The organism is Phycicoccus endophyticus, from assembly GCF_011326735.1.
Taxonomy (GTDB): Bacteria; Actinomycetota; Actinomycetes; order Actinomycetales; family Dermatophilaceae; genus Phycicoccus; species Phycicoccus endophyticus.
Genome location: NZ_JAANCN010000016.1, coordinates 29214 through 48886, shown reverse-complemented (window position 1 = coordinate 48886; position 19673 = coordinate 29214). Strand labels below are relative to the sequence as shown.

19 protein-coding genes are annotated in these 19673 nt (G+C 75.8%); 15 read left to right on the top strand and 4 right to left on the bottom strand.

The window, feature by feature from the left end; translation table 11 throughout:
- Positions 1–10 precede the first annotated feature (10 nt).
- Positions 11–727, bottom strand: coding sequence for a PAQR family membrane homeostasis protein TrhA (gene trhA, locus G8D98_RS13950; protein ID WP_166104634.1), 717 nt, complete (start codon positions 725–727; stop codon positions 11–13).
- A 161-nt stretch (positions 728–888) separates the two neighbouring features.
- Between trhA and G8D98_RS13945 the strand changes: the two genes are divergently transcribed.
- From G8D98_RS13945 to G8D98_RS13935, 3 genes are all read left to right on the top strand, one after another.
- Positions 889–1653, top strand: a complete 765-nt coding sequence (locus tag G8D98_RS13945) for an isoprenyl transferase (protein WP_166104631.1) — start codon at positions 889–891, stop codon at positions 1651–1653.
- 219 nt (positions 1654–1872) lie between these two features.
- Entirely contained in the window at positions 1873–3210 is a 1338-nt protein-coding gene (locus G8D98_RS13940) for a PhoH family protein (RefSeq protein ID WP_166104628.1), read from the top strand.
- Positions 3211–3388: 178 nt separating this feature from the next.
- On the top strand, positions 3389–4114 hold the full coding sequence (locus tag G8D98_RS13935) for an aggregation-promoting factor C-terminal-like domain-containing protein (RefSeq protein WP_166104626.1): 726 nt from the start codon (positions 3389–3391) through the stop codon (positions 4112–4114).
- A gap of 30 nt (positions 4115–4144) precedes the next feature.
- Here G8D98_RS13935 and coaA read toward each other — a convergent pair whose 3' ends face one another.
- Positions 4145–5146, bottom strand: coding sequence for a type I pantothenate kinase (coaA, locus tag G8D98_RS13930; protein WP_166104719.1), 1002 nt, complete (start codon positions 5144–5146; stop codon positions 4145–4147).
- 37 nt (positions 5147–5183) lie between these two features.
- On the opposite strand from coaA, the gene glmS reads away from it, so the two are divergent.
- From glmS to tsaD, 9 genes are all read left to right on the top strand, one after another.
- Complete coding sequence (glmS, locus tag G8D98_RS13925) at positions 5184–7043, top strand: glutamine--fructose-6-phosphate transaminase (isomerizing) (RefSeq protein WP_166104623.1); 1860 nt, start codon at positions 5184–5186, stop codon at positions 7041–7043.
- 13 nt (positions 7044–7056) lie between these two features.
- Positions 7057–7422, top strand: a complete 366-nt coding sequence (locus G8D98_RS13920) for a holo-ACP synthase (protein WP_166104620.1) — start codon at positions 7057–7059, stop codon at positions 7420–7422.
- The gene (locus G8D98_RS13915) at positions 7419–8876 is read left to right on the top strand and encodes a bifunctional ADP-dependent NAD(P)H-hydrate dehydratase/NAD(P)H-hydrate epimerase (protein ID WP_166104617.1); all 1458 of its coding nucleotides are present in this window, start codon (positions 7419–7421) and stop codon (positions 8874–8876) included. The genes G8D98_RS13920 and G8D98_RS13915 overlap by 4 nt, the downstream gene beginning before the upstream one ends.
- A gap of 76 nt (positions 8877–8952) precedes the next feature.
- Positions 8953–10122, top strand: a complete 1170-nt coding sequence (gene alr / locus G8D98_RS13910; protein ID WP_166104614.1) for an alanine racemase — start codon at positions 8953–8955, stop codon at positions 10120–10122.
- The gene (locus tag G8D98_RS13905) at positions 10122–11255 is read left to right on the top strand and encodes an alpha/beta fold hydrolase (RefSeq protein WP_166104612.1); all 1134 of its coding nucleotides are present in this window, start codon (positions 10122–10124) and stop codon (positions 11253–11255) included. Before alr ends, G8D98_RS13905 begins: the two co-directional genes overlap by 1 nt.
- On the top strand, positions 11252–11758 hold the full coding sequence (gene tsaE, locus G8D98_RS13900) for a tRNA (adenosine(37)-N6)-threonylcarbamoyltransferase complex ATPase subunit type 1 TsaE (RefSeq protein ID WP_166104609.1): 507 nt from the start codon (positions 11252–11254) through the stop codon (positions 11756–11758). The genes G8D98_RS13905 and tsaE overlap by 4 nt, the downstream gene beginning before the upstream one ends.
- Positions 11752–12411 (top strand): tRNA (adenosine(37)-N6)-threonylcarbamoyltransferase complex dimerization subunit type 1 TsaB, encoded by a 660-nt coding sequence (tsaB, locus tag G8D98_RS13895; RefSeq protein WP_166104591.1) that lies wholly within the window; start codon positions 11752–11754, stop codon positions 12409–12411. The genes tsaE and tsaB overlap by 7 nt, the downstream gene beginning before the upstream one ends.
- Positions 12408–12890 carry a ribosomal protein S18-alanine N-acetyltransferase gene (gene rimI, locus G8D98_RS13890; RefSeq protein WP_166104589.1) on the top strand — a complete coding sequence of 161 codons (483 nt, stop codon included), beginning with the start codon at positions 12408–12410 and terminating at the stop codon, positions 12888–12890. Before tsaB ends, rimI begins: the two co-directional genes overlap by 4 nt.
- Complete coding sequence (gene tsaD, locus G8D98_RS13885) at positions 12883–13929, top strand: tRNA (adenosine(37)-N6)-threonylcarbamoyltransferase complex transferase subunit TsaD (protein ID WP_166104586.1); 1047 nt, start codon at positions 12883–12885, stop codon at positions 13927–13929. The genes rimI and tsaD overlap by 8 nt, the downstream gene beginning before the upstream one ends.
- A gap of 18 nt (positions 13930–13947) precedes the next feature.
- On the opposite strand, the gene G8D98_RS13880 is transcribed toward tsaD, so the two are convergent.
- The gene (locus tag G8D98_RS13880) at positions 13948–15657 is read right to left on the bottom strand and encodes an NAD(P)/FAD-dependent oxidoreductase (RefSeq protein WP_166104583.1); all 1710 of its coding nucleotides are present in this window, start codon (positions 15655–15657) and stop codon (positions 13948–13950) included.
- 34 nt (positions 15658–15691) lie between these two features.
- On the bottom strand, positions 15692–16969 hold the full coding sequence (locus G8D98_RS13875; RefSeq protein ID WP_262500246.1) for a glycoside hydrolase family 3 N-terminal domain-containing protein: 1278 nt from the start codon (positions 16967–16969) through the stop codon (positions 15692–15694).
- Between the two features lie 70 nt (positions 16970–17039).
- Between G8D98_RS13875 and G8D98_RS13870 the strand changes: the two genes are divergently transcribed.
- From G8D98_RS13870 to G8D98_RS13860, 3 genes are read left to right on the top strand one after another with little or no spacing between them, the layout of a single operon-like run.
- Positions 17040–17855: a nucleotidyltransferase domain-containing protein gene (locus tag G8D98_RS13870; RefSeq protein WP_166104580.1), complete on the top strand. Its 816-nt coding sequence runs from the start codon at positions 17040–17042 to the stop codon at positions 17853–17855.
- Positions 17852–18841: a nucleoside hydrolase gene (locus G8D98_RS13865; RefSeq protein ID WP_229661850.1), complete on the top strand. Its 990-nt coding sequence runs from the start codon at positions 17852–17854 to the stop codon at positions 18839–18841. Before G8D98_RS13870 ends, G8D98_RS13865 begins: the two co-directional genes overlap by 4 nt.
- Positions 18838–19671: a PfkB family carbohydrate kinase gene (locus tag G8D98_RS13860; protein WP_166104577.1), complete on the top strand. Its 834-nt coding sequence runs from the start codon at positions 18838–18840 to the stop codon at positions 19669–19671. The genes G8D98_RS13865 and G8D98_RS13860 overlap by 4 nt, the downstream gene beginning before the upstream one ends.
- Positions 19672–19673: the final 2 nt, after the last annotated feature.

Below are 19673 nucleotides of genomic sequence, written 5' to 3'. Positions count from 1 at the left end.
GCAGCGACCCTCAGGCGGTGTGGCCGGTCAGGGCGAGCGACGCGGCGACGAAGTGCGCCGTGAAGGCGAGGATCGTCAGGGCGTGGAAGACCTCGTGGAAGCCGAACCAGCGCGGCGAGATGTCCGGGCGCTTGGTGCCGTAGACGATCGCGCCGAGGCTGTAGAGCACGCCCCCGACGACCACCCAGGTCATGACGCCCGCGCCGACGTGCTCGACGAGCGGCGCGAAGTAGAACACGGCCACCCAGCCGAGCAGCAGGTAGACCGGGACGTAGAGCCAGCGGGGGGCACCGGTCCACAGGACCCGGAACAGGACCCCGACCAGGGCGCCGCCCCACACGACCGCGAGCAGCGTGCGCGCCTGGCCACTGGGCAGGAAGAGCGCGAACGGGGTGTAGCTGCCCGCGATGATGAGGAAGATGTTCGAGTGGTCCAGCCGGCGCAGCACGCCGCCGACGCGCGGCGACCAGGTGCCCCGGTGGTAGACCGCCGAGGTGCCGAAGAGCAGCACGGCGGTGCCGGCGAAGACGGCGGCCGAGACCTTCCCCTGGGTCGTCGTCGCGAGGACGACGAGGACGACGCCGGCGACGAGCGCGACGGGCGTCATCGCCGCGTGCAGCCAGCCGCGCAGCTTCGGCTTGACCTGCTGCAGGGCTGCCTCGACCCGGGTCTCGAGGGCCTCGAGGCGCCCCTGCTCGGGGGTGGGGCGAGCGGGGTTGGCGTCCATGCTCCGAGGCTAACCTACGCGAGCGTAGGTTAGGAACCTGCGGCGGAGATGCACAGGTTCGCCACAGGCTCTCCACGGGGCCCGGCGCCGAGGCGGAGTAGCGTGAGCGCAGGCCCGCGGACGCACCGCCGGCCCTCCGGAACAGCAGGAGGACGTGAGGCATGCGGCGGCTCGGCGACGTGGTCTATGCCGCCTACGCCCGACGGCTGACCCGCCAGCTCGGGTCGGCCCCGATGCCCCGGCACGTCGGCGTGCTCGTCGACGGCAACCGCCGCTGGGCCAAGCTGCGCGGTGCGGGCACCGAGGAGGGGCACCGGGCCGGCGCCGACAACATCGCCAACCTGCTCGCCTGGTGCGAGGAGGTCGGGGTCGAGGTGGTCACCCTGTGGCTGCTCTCGACCGACAACCTCAACCGTCCCGAGCGCGAGCTGCGCCCGCTGCTGCGGATCATCGAGGGGTCGGTGGAGTCCATCGCGGCGACGATGCGCTGGCGGGTCAACCCCGTCGGCGCCCTCGACCTGCTGCCGGCCGCGACCGCGGAGCGGCTCAAGGCGGCCGCCGAGCGCACCCGGGCCGTCGACGGGATGCTCGTCAACGTCGCCGTGGGCTACGGCGGCCGGCGCGAGATCGCCGACGCGGTGCGCAGCCTCCTGCACGAGCAGGCGAGCCGCGGCACCAGCCTCGAGGAGCTCGCCGAGGTCATCGACGTCGAGCACATCGCCGAGCACCTCTACACCAAGGGCCAGCCCGACCCCGACCTCGTGATCCGCACCTCCGGGGAGCAGCGGCTCTCGGGGTTCCTCCTGTGGCAGAGCGCGCACAGCGAGTTCTACTTCTGCGAGGCGTTCTGGCCGGACTTCCGCAAGGTCGACTTCCTGCGCGCGCTGCGGGCCTACGGCGAGCGCCACCGCCGATTCGGCGCCTGAGCGCCCGCCCGCCGGCCCCCGCCCGGGTCCGCTGGGCGGCCGGGCGCCGGTGGACACCCGGGGGCCGGAGGATGACGGGCACGTGACGTTTCGCCACATCAGCACCACACGTCACACCCGTTTCAGGTAGGCCGACACGCCGAGTCGCGCTCGGCACCGGCCGCGACACCGCGTCGTAGCGTGCGAGTCACGCACCTCCCTCGACCACAGGAGCGGCACATGGCCTCGAGCACGCGGACGGCAGCAGGCACCCGACGGGGGAAGGAGCCGAGGCGGACGTTCGTGCTCGACACCTCGGTCCTCCTGTCCGACCCCCGGGCCATCCTCCGGTTCGCCGAGCACGAGGTCGTCCTCCCGGTCGTCGTCGTCACCGAGCTCGAGGCCAAGCGCCACCACCCCGAGCTGGGCTACTTCGCCCGCACGGCGCTGCGGATGCTCGACGACCTGCGCATCCAGGCGGGGCGGCTGGACTCCCCGGTCCCCGTCGGCGACGAGGGGGGCACGCTGCGGGTCGAGCTCAACCACACCGACCCCACCTCGCTGCCGGCCGGCTTCCGCCTCGGCGACAACGACACCCGCATCCTGGCCGTCGCCCGCAACATCGCCAACGAGGGCTCTCTCGTGACGGTCGTCAGCAAGGACCTGCCGATGCGGGTCAAGGCCTCGGCCTGTGGGCTCGACGCCGAGGAGTACCGCGCGGAGCTCGCGGTCGAGTCCGGCTGGACCGGGATGGCCGAGCTGGACGTGACGACCGAGGAGATGGACCACCTCTACGAGTACGGCCGGCTGGAGAGCGTCGCGGCCGGTGAGCTGCCGTGCCACACGGGGCTGAAGCTGATGTCCCCGCGCGGCTCGGGCCTCGGGCGCGTGGGGCCGGACAAGCAGGTCCGGCTCGTGCGCGGCGACCGCGACGCGTTCGGCCTGCACGGCCGCAGCGCCGAGCAGCGGATCGCCCTGGACCTGCTCCTCGACCCCGACATCGGCATCGTCAGCCTCGGCGGGCGCGCAGGCACCGGCAAGTCCGCCCTCGCGCTGTGCGCGGGGCTCGAGGCGGTCATGGAGCGCCGCCAGCAGCGCCGGGTCGTCGTCTTCCGGCCGCTGTACGCCGTCGGCGGTCAGGACCTCGGCTACCTGCCCGGCTCGGAGGCCGAGAAGATGAACCCGTGGGGCCAGGCGGTCTTCGACACCCTCTCGGCGCTCGTCTCCCGCGAGGTCGTCGACGAGGTGCTCGACCGGGGGATGCTCGAGGTGCTGCCGCTGACCCACATCCGTGGGCGCAGCCTGCACGACGCGTTCGTCATCGTCGACGAGGCCCAGAGCCTCGAGCGCAACGTGCTGCTCACCGTCCTCTCCCGGGTGGGGCAGAACTCCAAGGTCGTCCTGACCCACGACGTCGCCCAGCGCGACAACCTGCGCGTCGGTCGGCACGACGGCGTCGTCGCGGTCGTCGAGGCGCTCAAGGGCCACCCGCTGTTCGCCCACGTGACCTTGACCCGCTCCGAGCGCAGCCCGATCGCCGCGCTGGTCACCGACCTGCTCGAGGGTCTCGAGCCGTAGCCCCGCCGCCGCGCTCGGGGCCCGCCGGGACCGCCGGGCGGGGAGCCCGGCTGAGCGGACGCTCAGGGTCGGGTTTCCCCCCGTGGTGGGGTATTCCCTACAGTGAGGTCTCGATTCCGTAACGCCCCGTGTGGTCCCACCACGCCCCGCCCCGCCCCGGAAGGTCCGCCGCTCCCGCATGGCCCGCTACACCCCGCGTCACGCCCCGCGCCACGCCGCCCCCCGGCGTCCGCTCGGGCGGACCGCCGTCTCGGTCGTGGGCCGGCCCCTGGTCTCGACGAGCCTCGTCGCCGCGGTGGCCACGAGCGGGCTCGCCCTGACCGGTGCGTTCGAGGACACCGCGACCGCCGACTCGCTGACCCTCGCCGTCGACGACACGACGACCTCGGCCTCGACGCAGGAGAGCGAGGTCGCGATGGAGGACGCGACCCGGGTCGCCGCGGACCGCTCGGCGACCAACACCCAGCGCTCGGTCGCCGCCGCGAAGGTCGCCGCCGCCGAGCGTGCCGAGGCCGCGGCCCTGGCCCGCAAGCGCCAGGCCGCCCAGGAGCGTGCCGCCCGGGCCGCCGAGCGCAAGCGCGTCCTGGAGAACGCCCAGGAGGACCCCAAGTCGGTCGCCCGGCTGCTCATGCCGGAGTACGGGTTCGACGAGTCGCAGTGGACCTGCCTGGACCAGCTGTGGATCGGCGAGAGCGGCTGGAGCTGGTGGGCCGAGAACTCCTCCTCCGGCGCCTACGGCATCCCGCAGTCCCTGCCCGGCTCGAAGATGGCCTCCGTGGCCAGCGACTGGCGCACCAACCCGGTCACCCAGATCAGCTGGGGGCTCGGCTACATCCGCAGCTCGTACGGCACCCCGTGCAACGCGCTGGCCCAGTGGCAGGCCCGCTACCCGCACTGGTACTGAGCCGGCCGGTGCCGCGGCGCCCGGGCGCGCTCAGATCTTCCGCAGCCTGATCCGGGTCACCGCGTGGTCGGCCTCCTTGGAGAGCACGAGGGTGGCCCGCTCGCGGGTGGGCAGGACGTTCTCGACGAGGTTGGGCTCGTTGGTCCGCGCCCAGATGTCCGCGGCCGTCGCGCGCGCCTCGTCGTCGGTGAGCCCCGCGTACCGGTGGAAGTAGGACTGCGGGTCGGCGAACGCGGTCTCGCGCAGCCGGAGGAAGCGGTCGACGTACCAGCGGCGCACGTCCTCGACGGGGGCGTCGACGTAGACCGAGAAGTCGAAGTAGTCCGAGACCGCGCTCGTGCTCTCCCCGTCCGGTCGCAGGGCCGGCGGCTGGAGGACGTTGAGGCCCTCGACGATGAGGACGTCCGGCTTGCGCACGAGCAGTGGCTCGGGCAGGACGTCGTAGGTGAGATGGGAGTACTGGGGTGCCTCGACCACCGGCATCCCGGACTTGACGTCCGCGACGAAGCGCAGCAGGGCCCGCCGGTCGTAGGACTCCGGGAAGCCCTTGCGCTGCAGCAGCCCCCGCCGCTGGAGCTCGGCGTTGGGGTAGAGGAAGCCGTCGGTCGTCACGAGCTCGACCCGCGGGGTGTGCGGCCACCGCGACATCAGCTCGCGCAGGATGCGGGCGGTCGTGGACTTCCCGACGGCCACCGACCCCGCGACCCCGACGACGAACGGGACCCGGCTCGGGCGCTCGCCGAGGAACTCCGAGGTGGCGAGGCGCAGCCCGTGGACCGCCTCGACGTAGAAGTGCAGGAGCCGGGAGAGGGGGAGGTAGACGTCCTCGACCTCCCGCAGGTCCAGCCGGTCCCCGACGCCGCGCAGCCGGGCCAGGTCGTCCTGCGTGAGGCTCATCGGGTGCTCCTCACGCAGCCGCGACCAGGCCCGCCGGTCGAGGTCGACGTACGGTGTCGGGACGCCGGCCTCCGCGGCGAGCCCGAGACGGGCGAGCGCCTGCTCCGCTGCGGTCACCCGGCCATCATGGCGCATCCCGGGGTGACGGGCCCCAGCGGCTACGCTGGCCGCCATGTGTGGGATCGTCGGCTACGTCGGCCCGGCCACGGACGGCACGGCGCTCGAGGTCGTCATGGAGGGCCTGGCCCGGCTGGAGTACCGCGGCTACGACTCCGCCGGGGTCGCCCTCGTCACCGCCGACGGCATCGCGACCCGCAAGCGCGCCGGCAAGCTCGAGAACCTCCGTGCGGCCCTGGAGGCCGAGCCCCTGGCCCCGGCCCGGACCGCCATCGGGCACACCCGGTGGGCCACCCACGGCGGCCCCACCGACGACAACGCCCACCCGCACACGGGCGGGGAGGGCGACCGGCTCGCGCTCATCCACAACGGCATCATCGAGAACTTCCACGCCCTGAAGAAGGAGCTGCTCGCCGACGGCGTGAGGTTCACCTCCGAGACCGACACCGAGGTCGTCGCCAAGCTCGTCGGCCGGGAGTACGACCGCCTCGGCGACCTCACCGAGGCGATGCGCCGGGTCGTCGGCCGGCTCGAGGGGGCCTTCACCCTCCTCGCGGTCCACGCCGAGAGCCCCGGGGTCGTCGTCGGGGCCCGCCGCAACAGCCCGCTCGTCGTCGGGCTCGGCGACGGGGAGAGCTTCCTCGGCAGCGACGTCGCCGCGTTCATCGGGCACACCCGGCACGCCGTCGAGCTGGGCCAGGACCAGATCGTGACGATCACCCCGCAGGGGCACACCGTCGTCGGCTTCGACGGCACGCCCGCCGAGGGCACCGCCTACGAGGTGACCTGGGACGCCGCCGCCGCCGAGAAGGGCGGTTACCCGACCTTCATGGAGAAGGAGATCCACGAGCAGCCGCACGCCGTCGCCGACACGCTGCTCGGGCGTACCGACGAGTCCGGCGCGCTCATCCTCGACGACCTGCGCATCCCCGAGGAGCGGCTGCGGCGGGTGGAGCGGGTGACCATCGTCGCCTGCGGCACCGCCGCCTATGCGGGCATGGTGGCCAAGTACGCCATCGAGCGCTGGACGCGCATCCCCGTCGAGGTCGCCCTCGCCCACGAGTTCCGCTACTGCGACCCCATCGTCGACGAGAGCACCCTCGTGGTGTCGATCAGCCAGTCCGGCGAGACGATGGACACCCTCATGGCGGTGCGGCACGCCGCCGAGCTCGGCGCGATGACGCTCTCGATCTGCAACACCCACGGCTCGACCATCCCCCGGGCCTCGGACGCGGTGCTCTACACGCACGCCGGCCCCGAGGTCGCCGTCGCCTCGACCAAGGCCTTCCTCGCCCAGATCACCGCCTGCTACCTGCTCGGCCTCTACCTCGCCCAGCTGCGGGGCGAGACCTACGCCGACGACGCCAAGGCCGTCCTGCGCGAGCTGCACGCGATGCCGGAGCGGATCGGCCGGCTGCTCGGGCGGATGGACCGGGTGCGCGAGATGGCCGAGTTCATGGCCGACACCCGCTCGGTGCTCTTCCTCGGGCGGCACATGGGCTTCCCCGTCGCGATGGAGGGGGCGCTGAAGCTCAAGGAGCTCGCCTACATCCACGCCGAGGGGTTCGCCGCCGGCGAGCTCAAGCACGGGCCGATCGCGCTCATCGAGCCGGGCCAGCCGGTCTTCGTCGTCGTCCCCGGGCCCGACACCCCGCACGACCTGCACCGCAAGGTGGTCTCGAACATCCAGGAGATCCGCGCCCGGGGCGCGCGCACGCTCGTCATCGCCCACGACGACGACGAGGACGTCGAGCCGTTCGCCAGCGAGGTCGTGCGCATCCCGCCGTGCCCGCCGATGCTCGCGCCGCTGCTCGCCGTCGTGCCGCTGCAGGTCTTCGCCCTGCACCTGGCGAGCGCCAAGGGGCTGGACGTCGACCAGCCGCGCAACCTCGCCAAGAGCGTCACCGTCGAGTGATGCCGGTGTCGCGGTGATCGTCGGCGTCGGCATCGACGTCGTCGACGTGGCGCGCTTCGGCGCCGCGCTCGAGCGCACCCCGGCGCTCGGGGAGCGCCTGTTCACCCCCGCCGAACGCGACCTGCCGCTGAACTCCCGCGCGGCGCGGTTCGCCGCGAAGGAGGCCCTGGCCAAGGCGCTCGGTGCCCCGGTCGGGCTCTCCTGGCACGACGCCGAGGTGGTGCGCGGCCCCGACCGGCGACCCGCGTTCTCCGTGCGCGGCGGCGTCGCGGACCGGATGGCGGCCCTGCACATCGACAGCGTCCACGTGTCGCTGTCGCACGACGCGGGGGTCGCCTCGGCCGTCGTCGTCGCCGAGACCGAGGAGGTCCGCCCGTGATCGAGGCGTTCTCGACCCGCTCCGTCTACGCCGCCGAGGAGGTGGCCATGGCCACGCTCGCGGACGGCGAGCTCATGGCGAGGGCGGTCGACGGGCTCGCCGCCGTCGCCGAGGCCAGGCTCACCGAGCGTGGCGGCTCGTCGGTGGCCGCGCTCGTCGGACCCGGCAACAACGGTGCCGACGCGCTCTACGCCGTGGCCCGGCTGGCCGAGGCCGGGTGGAACGCCGTCGCGGTGCACGGCGACCGGGTCCACGCCGGGGCCCGCGCCGCGGCGGAGCAGGCCGGCGTCGTGCTCACCGAGGACGAGACGGCGCTCGCCGAGGCCGACGTCGTCCTCGACGGGGTGCTCGGGATCGGTGCCCGGCCCGGGTTGGGCGACCCGGCGCGGCGCTGGGTCGCGGCGGTGCCCGAGGGGGCCTACGTCATCGCGGTCGACCTGCCCTCCGGGCAGGACCCGGCCGGTGCCGTGCTCGACCCGGCCGGGGTGCTCGCCGACGAGACGGTCACCTTCTCGGTCGCCAAGCCCGTGCACCTCCTGCCGGCCACCGAGCAGGCCTGCGGCGCCCTGACCGTCGTCGACATCGGGGTCGTCGTCGAGGACGAGCCCGTCGTGCGACGGCTCGACCACGACGACGTCGCCGGTCGCTGGCCGGTCCCGGTGCCGAGCGACGACAAGTACTCGCGTGGTGTCGTCGGCGTCGTCGCCGGTGGTGAGGGCTACACCGGCGCGGCCGTCCTGTGCGTCACCGCGGCCGCGGAGGCAGGGGCGGGGATGGTGCGCTACGTCGGCACGCCGAGCCCGGACCGGCTCGTGGCCGCCGCGGTGCCCGAGGCGACCCACGGCGTCGGCCGGGTGCAGGCCTGGGTCGTGGGCCCCGGCCTGGACACCGGTGCGCAGGGGGAGGGGGCCGCGGAGCAGATGTCGGCCGCGCGGGCGGCGCTCGCAGGGGAGGAGCCGGTCGTCGTCGACGCGGGGGGGCTGGACCTGCTCGACGCGTCGGTGCTCGAGAGCCGGCGTGGGCGCCCGACCCTGCTCACGCCGCATGCGGGGGAGTGCGCCCGGCTGCTGGGGCGCCTCGAGGGCGAGCAGGTCGCCCGGGACGCGGTCGAGGGGGCCCCGCTCGAGCACGCCCGACGGCTGGCGCGGGCCACCGGGGCGAGCGTGCTGCTCAAGGGGTCGACGACCCTCGTCGTGCCACCGGGGGAGGGGGCCGCGGTCTGGTCGCAGTCCGACGCCCCGTCCTGGCTGGCGACGGCGGGAGCCGGTGACGTCCTCGCCGGGCTGCTCGGCACCCTGCTCGCCGCCGGTCTGGCGCCGCACGAGGCGGGAGCGCTCGGCGCGCTCGTCCACGGCGTGGCCGCCGAGCACGCCAACCCCGGGGGGCCGGTGCGCGCGCTCGCCGTGGCCCGGGCGCTCCCGGGCACGGTCGCCACGCTGCTGCGGCGCTCCTGACCGGCCCCGTGCCACGGCCGCCGGCACCGGGCGGCGCGACCCGCGCCCTGGTCACGGCCCTACACTGGTGCGGCCCATGACCGACCCTCTCGCGCCCTCCGCACCCGCGACCGCGGGCGCCTCCGCGTGGGTGACCGTCGACGCCGCCGCGATCCGCGACAACGTCGCCGAGCTCGTGCGCCGGGCCGCTCCCGCACAGGTCATGGCGGTCGTCAAGGGCGACGCCTACGGCCACGGCATCGTCACCGCCGCCCGGGCGGCCCTGGCCGGCGGCGCCGCCTGGCTCGGGGTGGCCCAGCTGCAGGAGGCGCTCGCGCTGCGGGCCGCCGGGGTCGAGGCGCCGCTGCTGACGTGGATCTTCCCACCCCAGGCCGACCTCGGCGCGGCGCTCGACGCGGGCATCGAGGTCACCGTCGGCAGCGCCTGGAGCCTGCGCTCGGCCGTCGCCGCCGCCCGCGAGCGCGGGCAGGCCGCCCGCGTCCAGGCCAAGGTCGACACCGGCCTCGGACGCGGCGGGGTCCTCACCGACTGGGAGGAGTTCACCCTCGAGCTCGCCCGGGCGGTCGCCGAGGGCAGCGTCGAGCTCACCGGGACGTGGTCCCACCTGGCCTGGGCCGACGCCCCCGAGCACCCGACCGTGCGGGCGCAGCAGGAGCGCTTCGCCGCGGCGGTGGACGCGCTGCGCCGGGTGGGCCTCGACCCGGGCCTGCGCCACCTCGCCAACTCGGCGGCCACCCTGACCACCCCCGCGGCCCACCTCGACCTCGTGCGCCCCGGCCTGGCCGTCTACGGCCTCTCCCCGGTGCCCGACCTCGGCACGCCCGCCGACTTCGGGCTGCGCGAGGCGATGCGGGTCACCGCCCGGCTCACCCAGGTCAAGCGGGCCCGGGCCGGGCAGGGCGTCAGCTACGGCCACGAGTACACGACGCCCCGCGACACCGTGCTCGGCCTCGTGCCCATGGGCTACGCCGACGGCATCCCCCGGCACGCCGGCAACGCCGGGCCGGTCCAGGTGGGCGGGCGGCGGTACATGGTCGCCGGGCGGGTCTGCATGGACCAGGTGGTCCTCGACCTCGGCCCGGACTTCGACGGCGCGCCCGGCGACGAGGTGACCCTCCTCGGGCGGGGAGCCGACGGCGAGCCGACCGCGCAGGACTGGGCCGAGGCCGCCGGCACGATCAACTACGAGATCGTCACCCGGATGGCCCCCCGGGCGCCCCGGGTCGTCGTCGGGGACGAGCGCTGATGGTCCCCAACCCGGCGACGGCCGCGTGGGAGGCGGTCGGCTCCCGGCTGCGCCGCAGCGAGGGTGCCCCGGCCGACCCGGCGGGCGGCTGGACGCACGTCCCGTCCGAGGCGCTGCGCCTGACCGCCGACGACGGCGTCGAGCTGCACGTGGAGATCGACGCCCCGCAGTCGGCCAGCCGCGGCCGCCGGCACCTCGCCGGGCGCGCCCCGACGGTCGTGCTCGTCCACGGGTTCGCCCTCTCGATGCAGTGCTGGGTCCTCCAGCGGCGCGCCCTCATCGACCAGGGGCTGCGGGTGGTCACCTACGACCAGCGCGGCCACGGCCGCTCGGGCACCCCGGACCTCGGCTCGTGCACGGTCGAGCAGCTCGGTCGTGACCTCGCCACGGTCATCGAGGCCACCGCCCCCAGCGGCCCCGTCGTGCTCATCGGGCACTCGATGGGGGGGATGAGCGTGATGTCCTTCGCCGGTCAGCACCGCGAGATCGTCCAGGACCGGGTGCTCGCCGTGGGGCTGGTCTCCACCTCGCCGGGTGGCCACGAGGTCATCGAGCTCGGCCTCGGTCCGCTCGTCGGGCGGGTCGTCGGGGCGGTGGGGCCCGGGCTGCTCACGAGGCTCTCGCGGCACGCGGGGCCGATCGGGGCGCTGCGTCGGATGGGCAAGGGGGTCCAGGACCTCGCCGTGGCGCGGTGGGCCTTCGACTCCCCGGTGAGCCCGGCCCTGGTCGACCTCGTCGCGGAGATGATCTTCGAGACCTCCTTCGAGGTCATGGCCGCCTTCCTCCCGGACATCGACGGGCTCGACCTCATCCCCGCCCTCGAGTCCCTGACCGGCGTCGAGACCCTCGTCATCAACGGGGCCGGTGACCTGGTGACCCCGGCGTCGCACTCGGAGGAGATCGTCCGCCACGTCCCGGGGGCCGAGCACGTCGTCATCGAGGACGCCGGTCACCTGCTGATGCTCGAGCACCCCGACCTGGTCACCGAGCAGCTGCTCGCGCTCATCCAGCGGGCCCGGCGGGCCGTGGCCGACGGCGTCGCGGTGAGCAGCAAGCCGCGGGTGCGCCGCACCGTCCAGGACATCTCCAAGCGCCGACGGGCCGCCCGGGCCCGGCGCGAGGCCGCGTCGTGACCGCCCGCCGGCTGCTCCTGCCGCGCCCCGAGGACACCCGCGCCCTCGGCGCGGCCCTCGGCCGGCTGCTGCGCCCCGGCGACCTCGTCGTGCTCACCGGCACCCTCGGTGCCGGGAAGACGACCCTGACCCAGGGCCTCGGCGAGGCGCTCGGGGTGCGGGGGGCGGTGACCTCCCCGACCTTCGTCATCGCCCGGGTGCACCCCTCCACCGTCGGCGGCCCGCCGCTCGTGCACGTCGACGCCTACCGACTCGGTGGCGCCCTCGAGCTCGACGACCTCGACCTCGACGCCGAGGTCGAGGACAGCGTCACCGTCGTCGAGTGGGGGCACGGGCTCGCCGAGGGGCTCGCCCCGGACCGTCTCGAGGTGGTCCTCGACGTCGACCCGCGCACGGAGGTGCGCACGGCGACGGTCACCGGGGTGGGCCCGCGCTGGAGCGGCGGGGGCGACCTCGCGGACCGGGCGGACCCGCTCGCCGCGCTCGGAGGCGAGCCGTGCTGACCCTGGCCATCGACACCGCGACGTCGGCGGTCGCCGTCGCGGTCCACCGCCCCGGCAGCGAGCCCGTGCGCGCCGTCGAGGTCGACCCGCGGGGCCACACCGAGCTGCTCGCCCCGCTCGTGCAGCGAGCCCTGCGCGCGGCGGGCGCGGTACCCGCGGACCTCACCGACGTCGCCGTGGGCACCGGCCCCGGGCCGTTCACCGGCCTGCGGGTCGGCCTGGTCACGGCCGTGACGACTGGCTACGCGCTCGGGGTCCCGGTGCACGGGGTGTGCTCGCTCGACGTGCTCGCCGAGCAGGGGTTCGCCGCCACCGACGCACAGGAGCTGCTCGTCGCGACCGACGCCCGCCGCCGCGAGGTCTACTGGGCCCGGTACGGCCGCGGCCCCGACGGCGCCCGCCCCCTGAGCGCGCCCGCGGTCGAGGCCGCCGAGCACATCCCCGCGGCCCTGCGCCGCCTCCCCGTCGCCGGGCGGGGTGCCCTGCTCTACCCGGACGCCCTCCCGGGCGGGCTGGATGTCCTCGACGTCGACCCCGCGGTCCTCGCCCGGGTCGCGCAGCGACGGGTCGCGGCCGGGGTCCCGACGCCGGTCGAGCCCCGCTACCTGCGCCGGCCGGACGCCCTGACCACCGCAGAGCGGGCCAGCCGATGACGAGCGCCCCCGCGGTGACGGTGCGTGCGGCCCACTGGAGCGACCTGCGTGCGCTCGCCGCGCTCGAGACGCGGATCTTCCCCGACGACGCGTGGACCGAGGCGTCCTGGTGGGCCGAGCTCGCCGGCCGGCCCCGGCGGGAGTACCTCGTCCTCGAGGCCGGCGGTGCGCTGGCCGGCTACGCCGGCCTCGACCACGGCGGTGAGGTGGCCGACGTCATGACCCTCGCCGTCGTACCGCAGCGGCGTGGCGACGGGCTGGGCCGGCTGCTGCTCGAGTCGCTCGAGGCGGCGGCGGCGGCCCGCGGAGCCGGGCACCTCATGCTCGAGGTCCGCGCCGACAACGCGGCCGCGCTCGCCCTCTACGCACGCGGTGGCTTCGAGGTGCTCACCCGCCGACGCGGCTACTACCACCCGGGGGCGGTCGACGCCGTCGTCATGCGCAAGCACCTCGCGCCGAAGGGAGCCGACGATGCCTGAGGACGAGCCGCTGGTGCTCGGGATCGAGACCTCGTGCGACGAGACCGGGGTGGGGCTGGTGCGCGGGCACACGCTGCTCGTCGACGCGGTGGCGAGCAGCGTCGAGGAGCACGCGCGCTTCGGCGGGGTCGTGCCGGAGGTCGCGAGCCGGGCCCACCTCGAGGCCATGGTCCCGACGCTCGAGCGGGCCTGCCGCGAGGCCGGCGTCCGGCTGGGTGACGTCGACGCCGTCGCGGTCACCTCCGGGCCGGGGCTCGCGGGCGCGCTCATGGTCGGGGTGGCCTCGGCCAAGGCGCTCGCGCTCGCCCTCGGCGTGCCGCTCTACGGCGTCAACCACCTCGCGAGCCACGTGGCCGTCGACGTCGTCGAGCACGGACCGCTGCCGGAGCCGACGCTCGCGCTGCTCGTCTCCGGGGGTCACTCCTCGCTGCTGCTCGTCCCCGACGTCACCGCCGACGTGCGCAGCCTCGGGTCCACGATCGACGACGCCGCGGGGGAGGCCTTCGACAAGGTGGCCCGGGTCCTCGGGCTGCCCTTCCCCGGCGGACCGCACATCGACCGGGCGGCCCGCGAGGGTCAGGTCGTCATCGACTTCCCGCGCGGCCTGACCGGTGGACGCGACCTCGAGCGGCACCGCTTCGACTTCTCCTTCAGCGGGCTGAAGACCGCCGTCTCGCGCTGGGTGGCCGCCCGGGAGGCCAGCGGCGAGCCGGTGCCCGTGGCGGACGTCGCCGCGAGCTTCCAGGAGGCGGTGACCGACGTGCTGACCCGCAAGGCACTCGACGCCTGCCGGCGCCACGGCGTGGGCCACCTCCAGGTCGGTGGTGGCGTCGCCGCGAACTCCCGGCTGCGGGCCATGGCCCAGGAGCGGTGCGACGCCGCCGGTGTCGAGCTGCGGGTGCCGCGGCCCGGGCTGTGCACCGACAACGGCGCGATGGTGGCCGCGCTCGGAGCCCAGATGGTGCTGCGCGGCCGGGAGGCCTCGGCGCTCGACCTGCGGGCCGACTCCTCGATGCCGGTCACCGAGGTCTCCGCCTGACGCGCGCGCCCGGACCGCTCAGGCGCGTCCGCCGGGCGCGAGCCAGGCGTGGACGAGGGGAACGACCGAGGCCCCCTCGCCGGTGGCCGCCGCGACCCGCTTCATCGAGCCGGCGCGCACGTCGCCGGCGGCGAAGACCCCCGGGGCGCTCGTCGCGAGGTTCGCCGGCGGCAACCCGTCGAGCCACCGGTCCTTGGGCACCTCGCGACCGGTGAGGACGAAGCCCCGGTCGTCGCGCGCGACCTGCGCCGGCAGCCACCCGCAGTGGGGCTCGGCGCCGAGCAGGAGGAAGAGCTCGGAGACCGCGCGGGTGTGCCGCTGCCCGGTCTCGGTGCTCTCGAGGGTGAGCCGCTCGAGGCGGTCGTCGCCCTCGGCGGCGACGACGCGGGTGCACGGCTCGACCTCGATCCGGGGGTTGAACGCGATCTCGTCGACGAGGTAGGCCGACATCGTCTCGGCGAGCGAGGGCCGGCGCACGACGACGGTCACCGAGCGGGCGAACCGGGCGAGGTGCACCGCGGCCTGCCCGGCGGAGTTGCCACCGCCGACGACGACGACGTCCTGGTCCTCCGTCTCGCGGCTGCGCGACATCGCCGCGCCGTAGGAGACACCCCGGTCGAGGAAGGCCTCCACCGAGGGGACGCCCAGGCTGCGGTAGCGCACCCCCGACGCGACGACGACCGAGCGGGCCGCGAGCTCGAAGTCGCTCCCGCGCAGGAGGTGGGGCCCGCCGCCCGGGCCGGCGAGGAGCTCCTCGACCTCCCAGCCGGTGCGGAAGCGGGTCCCGAACCGCAGCGCCTGGTTGCGGGCCCGCTGGGCCAGCCGCATCCCGGAGACCCCGCGGGGGAATCCGAGGTAGTTGCGGATCATCGAGCTCGTGCCCGCCTGCCCGCCGATGGCTCCGGCGTCGAGGACGACGGTCGAGAGCCCCTCGGAGGAGGCGTAGACGGCGGTGGCCAGCCCGGCCGGACCCCCGCCGACGACGGCGACGTCGACCACCCCGGTGCCGTCGTCGGTGGCCGCCTCGAGGTCGCGCTCGGCCGGGGTGTCGGTGAAGGAGCGGGCGACGTCGCGGACCGAGGTGACGACGACCGGCTGGCGGCCGAGCGCCCACACCCGCGGGTACCCGTCGGCGTCGTCGAAGTGCTCCGCGACGTGCCGCCCGACCTCGCTGTCCGGGGGGTCGACGCGGCAGGGCATCCCCATCCGGTCGAAGAAGTCGCGCACCTGGCGGGCGAGGGGGTCGCCGTCGTGCGCGACGATCTTCGCGACGACGACGTCGGGGTCGGTCGAGGTCCAGCCCCAGTCGCTGAGCAGCTCGGTCACGGCGTGGTGGAACTCCTCGTCGCGCGCCCCGCGGGGCATGAGCAGGTAGGCGTCGTACTTGCCCTTGGCCATGCCGGCCCGCAGGCGCGGCGCGTCGAGGAGGAAGCGCTCGTACGGGGCGACGACGAGCCGGCGGGCGGTGGGCACGAGCGCGCGCCACTGCCCGAAGGCCGCCAGGACGTTCTCCTCGTCCGGCAGCCGTGAGTCCGAGACGAACATCGCGACCCGGCGGCCGTCGGCGAGGGCGGCGGCGGTGACGTCGCACGCCTGGGCGCACGAGGTGGCGGTGCGCAGCTCGTACTCGCGCGAGTAGCGCCAGAACTCCGTGCGCAGCCGCTCGGCGTGGTCGCCGGAGACGAGGACGATGACCGGGGTTCCCGGTGTGGTCGGGGTGTCCGTCACCCCACCGAGCCTACGTCCCGGGGCGCCGGGCCGCTCAGCCGTCGCCGCTCGTGGAGCAGGGCAGCAGGCCCATCCGGTCCTTGAGGGTGAGGACGCGCTCGACGGCGTCGTCGACCCGGGCGGCGAAGTCCGCGTCGGTGCGCGACCTCGCCTCGAGTGCCGCGAGCAGCTCCGGCACGGCCGAGGGGTCGCCGGTGAGCACGATGTCGCCCCCGGCGGCCACGACCTTCACCGCACGCTGCTGGACCGGGGTGGCCGCCACGGCGGCCGCCGCGACGTCGTCGGTGATGACCACTCCGTCGAAGCCGAGGTCGCCGCGCAGGATGTCGGTGACGACCCGGGAGGAGAACATCGCCGGGACGCCTGGGTCGATCCGCGAGTAGAGCGCCGAGCCCACCATGACGATCCGGGCGCCGGCGCGGATCCCGTCCGCGAACGGCTGCAGGTAGGGGTCGTGCGCCGTCGTCGTGTCGTCGGTGATGCCCGTCGCGCTCACGTCGGTGTTGCTGCGGATGCGGCCCAGGCCGGGGAAGTGCTTCACGGTGGGCTCGACACCGCCGTCGAGCATCCCGGTGACGACGGCCTGCACCGCCGCGGAGACGGTCTCGGGGTCCGAGCCGTACTCGCGGTGGTACTGGCCGATCGGGCCGTTGGCGGTGCCGAGGCTCGCCGGGACGGTGTCGGCGACCGGGGCGAGGTTGACGTTGACGCCGGCGGCCCGCAGCTCGCGGGCCCAGCCGGCAGCCGCCCGGGTCAGGGCGGAGTGGGACATCTGCGCCTGCTCGGTCGCCGACGGCGGGGCGGTGAAGCCCGCGCCCCGCAGCTGGCGGACCTCGCCGCCCTCCTGGTCGGCGGCGACGAGGAGGCCGACCCCACCGGTCGCGTCGTCGGACACCAGGCCCTGGAGGTGCTCGGAGGTGCTGGTGACCCGCTGCGCGCCCTCCCAGCCCCCGAGGTAGATGACGTTCCCGACGTGCTCGCGGGTGACGGCGCTGTCGAGGGAGCCCGGTGCCGCGCCGGTGTCCAGGCCGACCATGACCAGCTGGCCGAGCCGCTGGTCGGCGGACATCGCCTCGCCCGTGCGTTCCACGCAGCTCGCCCCGGTGGTGGGCGAGGACGAGGGGGAGGAGGACTCCGTCGGCGGGGAGGTCGAGGGCGAGGAGCCGGTGGTCGTCGCCGCGGTGCTGCTCGGGGCGGCGTCGCTGCTCGTGGGGCCCTGGGCCGGGCCGGCCTGCGAGCAGGCGGCCAGGGCGCCCGCGAGCGCACCGGCGAGGACGAGCGCGGCCGGACGGCGGCGGGGTCGACGGGGCACCCGTCGACCGTACGCGACGCGGCCGGGTGCCCCGACCGCGCGGGGTCGCCCGGGCTGGCAGCATCGGGGTGTGCCCGCGCCCCTGGAGGACCTCCCACCCGCCCTGCGCCCGGCGGTGCGCCGGCTCGCGTCCGCCTGCCGGGACGAGGAGCGGGTGCTCGCCGCGTGGCTCGGCGGGTCGCTCGCCCGCGGCCACGGGGACGCCTGGAGCGACGTCGACCTCCATCTCGCGGTCACCGACGCCTCGCGGTTCGACCCGCTGGCCTGGGCTGGCGGCGTGCTGCCCCTCGTCCTCGCCGACCCCATCCCGGGCGTCCGCGGCGGCTACGTCCTGCTCACGCAGGACGGTCTCCACGTCGACGTCGTGCTCCACCCGGGCGAGGAGCGACCGGCGCCCGGTGAGCCGGTCCGCACGCTCCTGGACCGCCGCGGCCTCCTGGCCGACACCCCGGGGAGGCTCGAGGCGCCGGGACCGCCGCGGCTGCCGGCGCAGGAGGTCCGGCTCTTCCTCTACCTCATGTACGCCGCGGTCGCGGCCGTGCACCGGGGCGAGGTGGAGGCGCTGGCCCACGGGGCCAGCGTCATGCGCGACGAGCTGCTCGTCTCGCTCATGCTCGCCGAGGGTGGCCGCGACGGCGGGAGCGGCAAGCGGCTCGCCGCCCGGCTCACGGCGGAGCAGCGGGAGGCGCTCGCGGCGCTGCCACCGGTGGGGGTGGACCAGGCCGGGCTGCTGACCGCCCTGGAGGCGCTGGCCGGGGAGTACCTCGCCCGTGGACGGCGGCTCGCCGCCCGCTGCGCGTCCGGGTGGCCCGAGTCGCTGGAGGCGATGGTCCTGGCCCGGTGGGCCGACCAGCTCGGCCTGCGGCCCGCGGTGAGGCCCTCGTGACCGGCCACGACGCCTGCGGGCTGCCGGTGGTCCTCGACGTCGACACCGGGGTCGACGACGCGTGTGCGCTGCTGCTCGCCGCCCTCCACCCCGGGCTCGACCTGCGCGCCGTGACGTGCGTCGCGGGCAACGCGCCGCTCCCGGACGTCCTGCGCAACACGCTGACCGTCCTGCACCTCGCCGGCCGGCCCGAGGTGCCGGTCGCGGCCGGTGCCCCCCGGCCCCTCCTCGAGGCGCCCGGCGACGCGCGGCACGTGCACGGCACGGACGGGATGGCCGACCTCGGCCTGCCGGCGCCGCCCACCCCACCCGACCCGCGGCACGCGGTCGAGGTGCTGCGCGCGGCCGTCGAGGAGGGTGCGGCCGCCGGCCGGCCGGTGACCCTCGTGCCGCTGGCCCCGATGACCAACGTCGCCCTGCTCGCCCGGCTGCACCCGCGCAGCTTCGCCCGCCTCGCCCGGGTCGTCTTCATGGGGGGCGGTGCACAGGTGTCCAACGCGACGGCGGCGGCCGAGTTCAACGTCTTCCACGACCCGGAGGCCGCGGCCATCGTCCTCGACGCGTGTGCAGCCTGCGGGGTGCCGGTGACGATGTACGGCCTCGACGTCTTCGACGGGCCCCGGGTCACCCGCGCCCAGGCCGACCGGCTGCGTGCCACCGGCACCCCGGCGGCCCGGCTCGCCGCCGACCTCGTCGCCTTCCAGCAGCGCCGCTTCACCGCCGACGGGGCGACCCTCGGGGACACGGGGGCGGTCGCGTCGCTGCTCGTCCCCGAGGCCCTGCGCACCGAGCGCCGCCCGGTGCGCGTCGAGCTCACGGGGACGTGGACGCGCGGGCGGACCATCGTCGACACGCGCGACTGGGGCGGCGGCCTGGCGCACGACCCGCACGGGCCGGCGCCGGCGATGGTCGACGTCGCGCTCGAGGTCGACGGCCCGCGCGTCGCCGGGCTGTGGCTGCGGACCGTCGCCGGGGAGCAGCCGTGAGCGGGCGGGTCCTCGTCCTCGGGTCGCTCAACGTCGACCTCGTCACCCGGGTGGAGCGCCATCCCCGCCCCGGCGAGACCGTCCTCGGCGAGGGCCTGCGGCGGCTCGCCGGGGGCAAGGGCGCCAACCAGGCGGTCGCGGCCGCCCGCGCCGGCGCCGACGTCGCGATGGCCGGCTGCGTCGGCGACGACGACGCGGGCCGGGCCTACCGCGAGCGGCTGGCCCGGCTCGGCATCGACGTCGACGCGGTGCGGGTCGTACCCGGTGTGGAGACCGGCCATGCGCTCATCGAGGTGGCCGACGACGGCGAGAACGCCATCGTCGTCGTGCCCGGGGCGAACGCCGAGCTCGGCCCCCGCGAGCTCGACGCCGTCGGCGCGCTCGGGCCCGGGGACGTCCTCCTCCTCCAGCTCGAGGTGCCGCGCGAGGTCGTGTGCGTCGCGGCCCGGCGGGCCGCGGCCCGGGGGGCGCGGGTGGTCCTCAACGTCGCGCCGTGGGTCGCCCTGCCCCCGGACGTCGTCGAGCTCGGCGACCCCGTCGTCGCCAACGAGCACGAGATGCAGGCCCTCGCCGAGGCCGGCTCGCAGCCGGCGTCGCTGCTCGTGACCTTCGGCGCCCACGGCGCCTCGTGGGACGGGGAGACGGCGCCCGCGCACCCCGTGCCCCCGGAGGAGGTCCTCGACACGACGGGGGCGGGGGACGCCTTCTGCGGTGCGCTCGCGGCCGCCCTGGCGGCCGGGGCGCGGCGGCCGGCGGCCCTGGCCGCGGCGCTGGCGGCGGGTGCGGAGGCGGTGCGGTCCGACGGTGCCCAGCCCGAGCCCGTGCTGTGAGC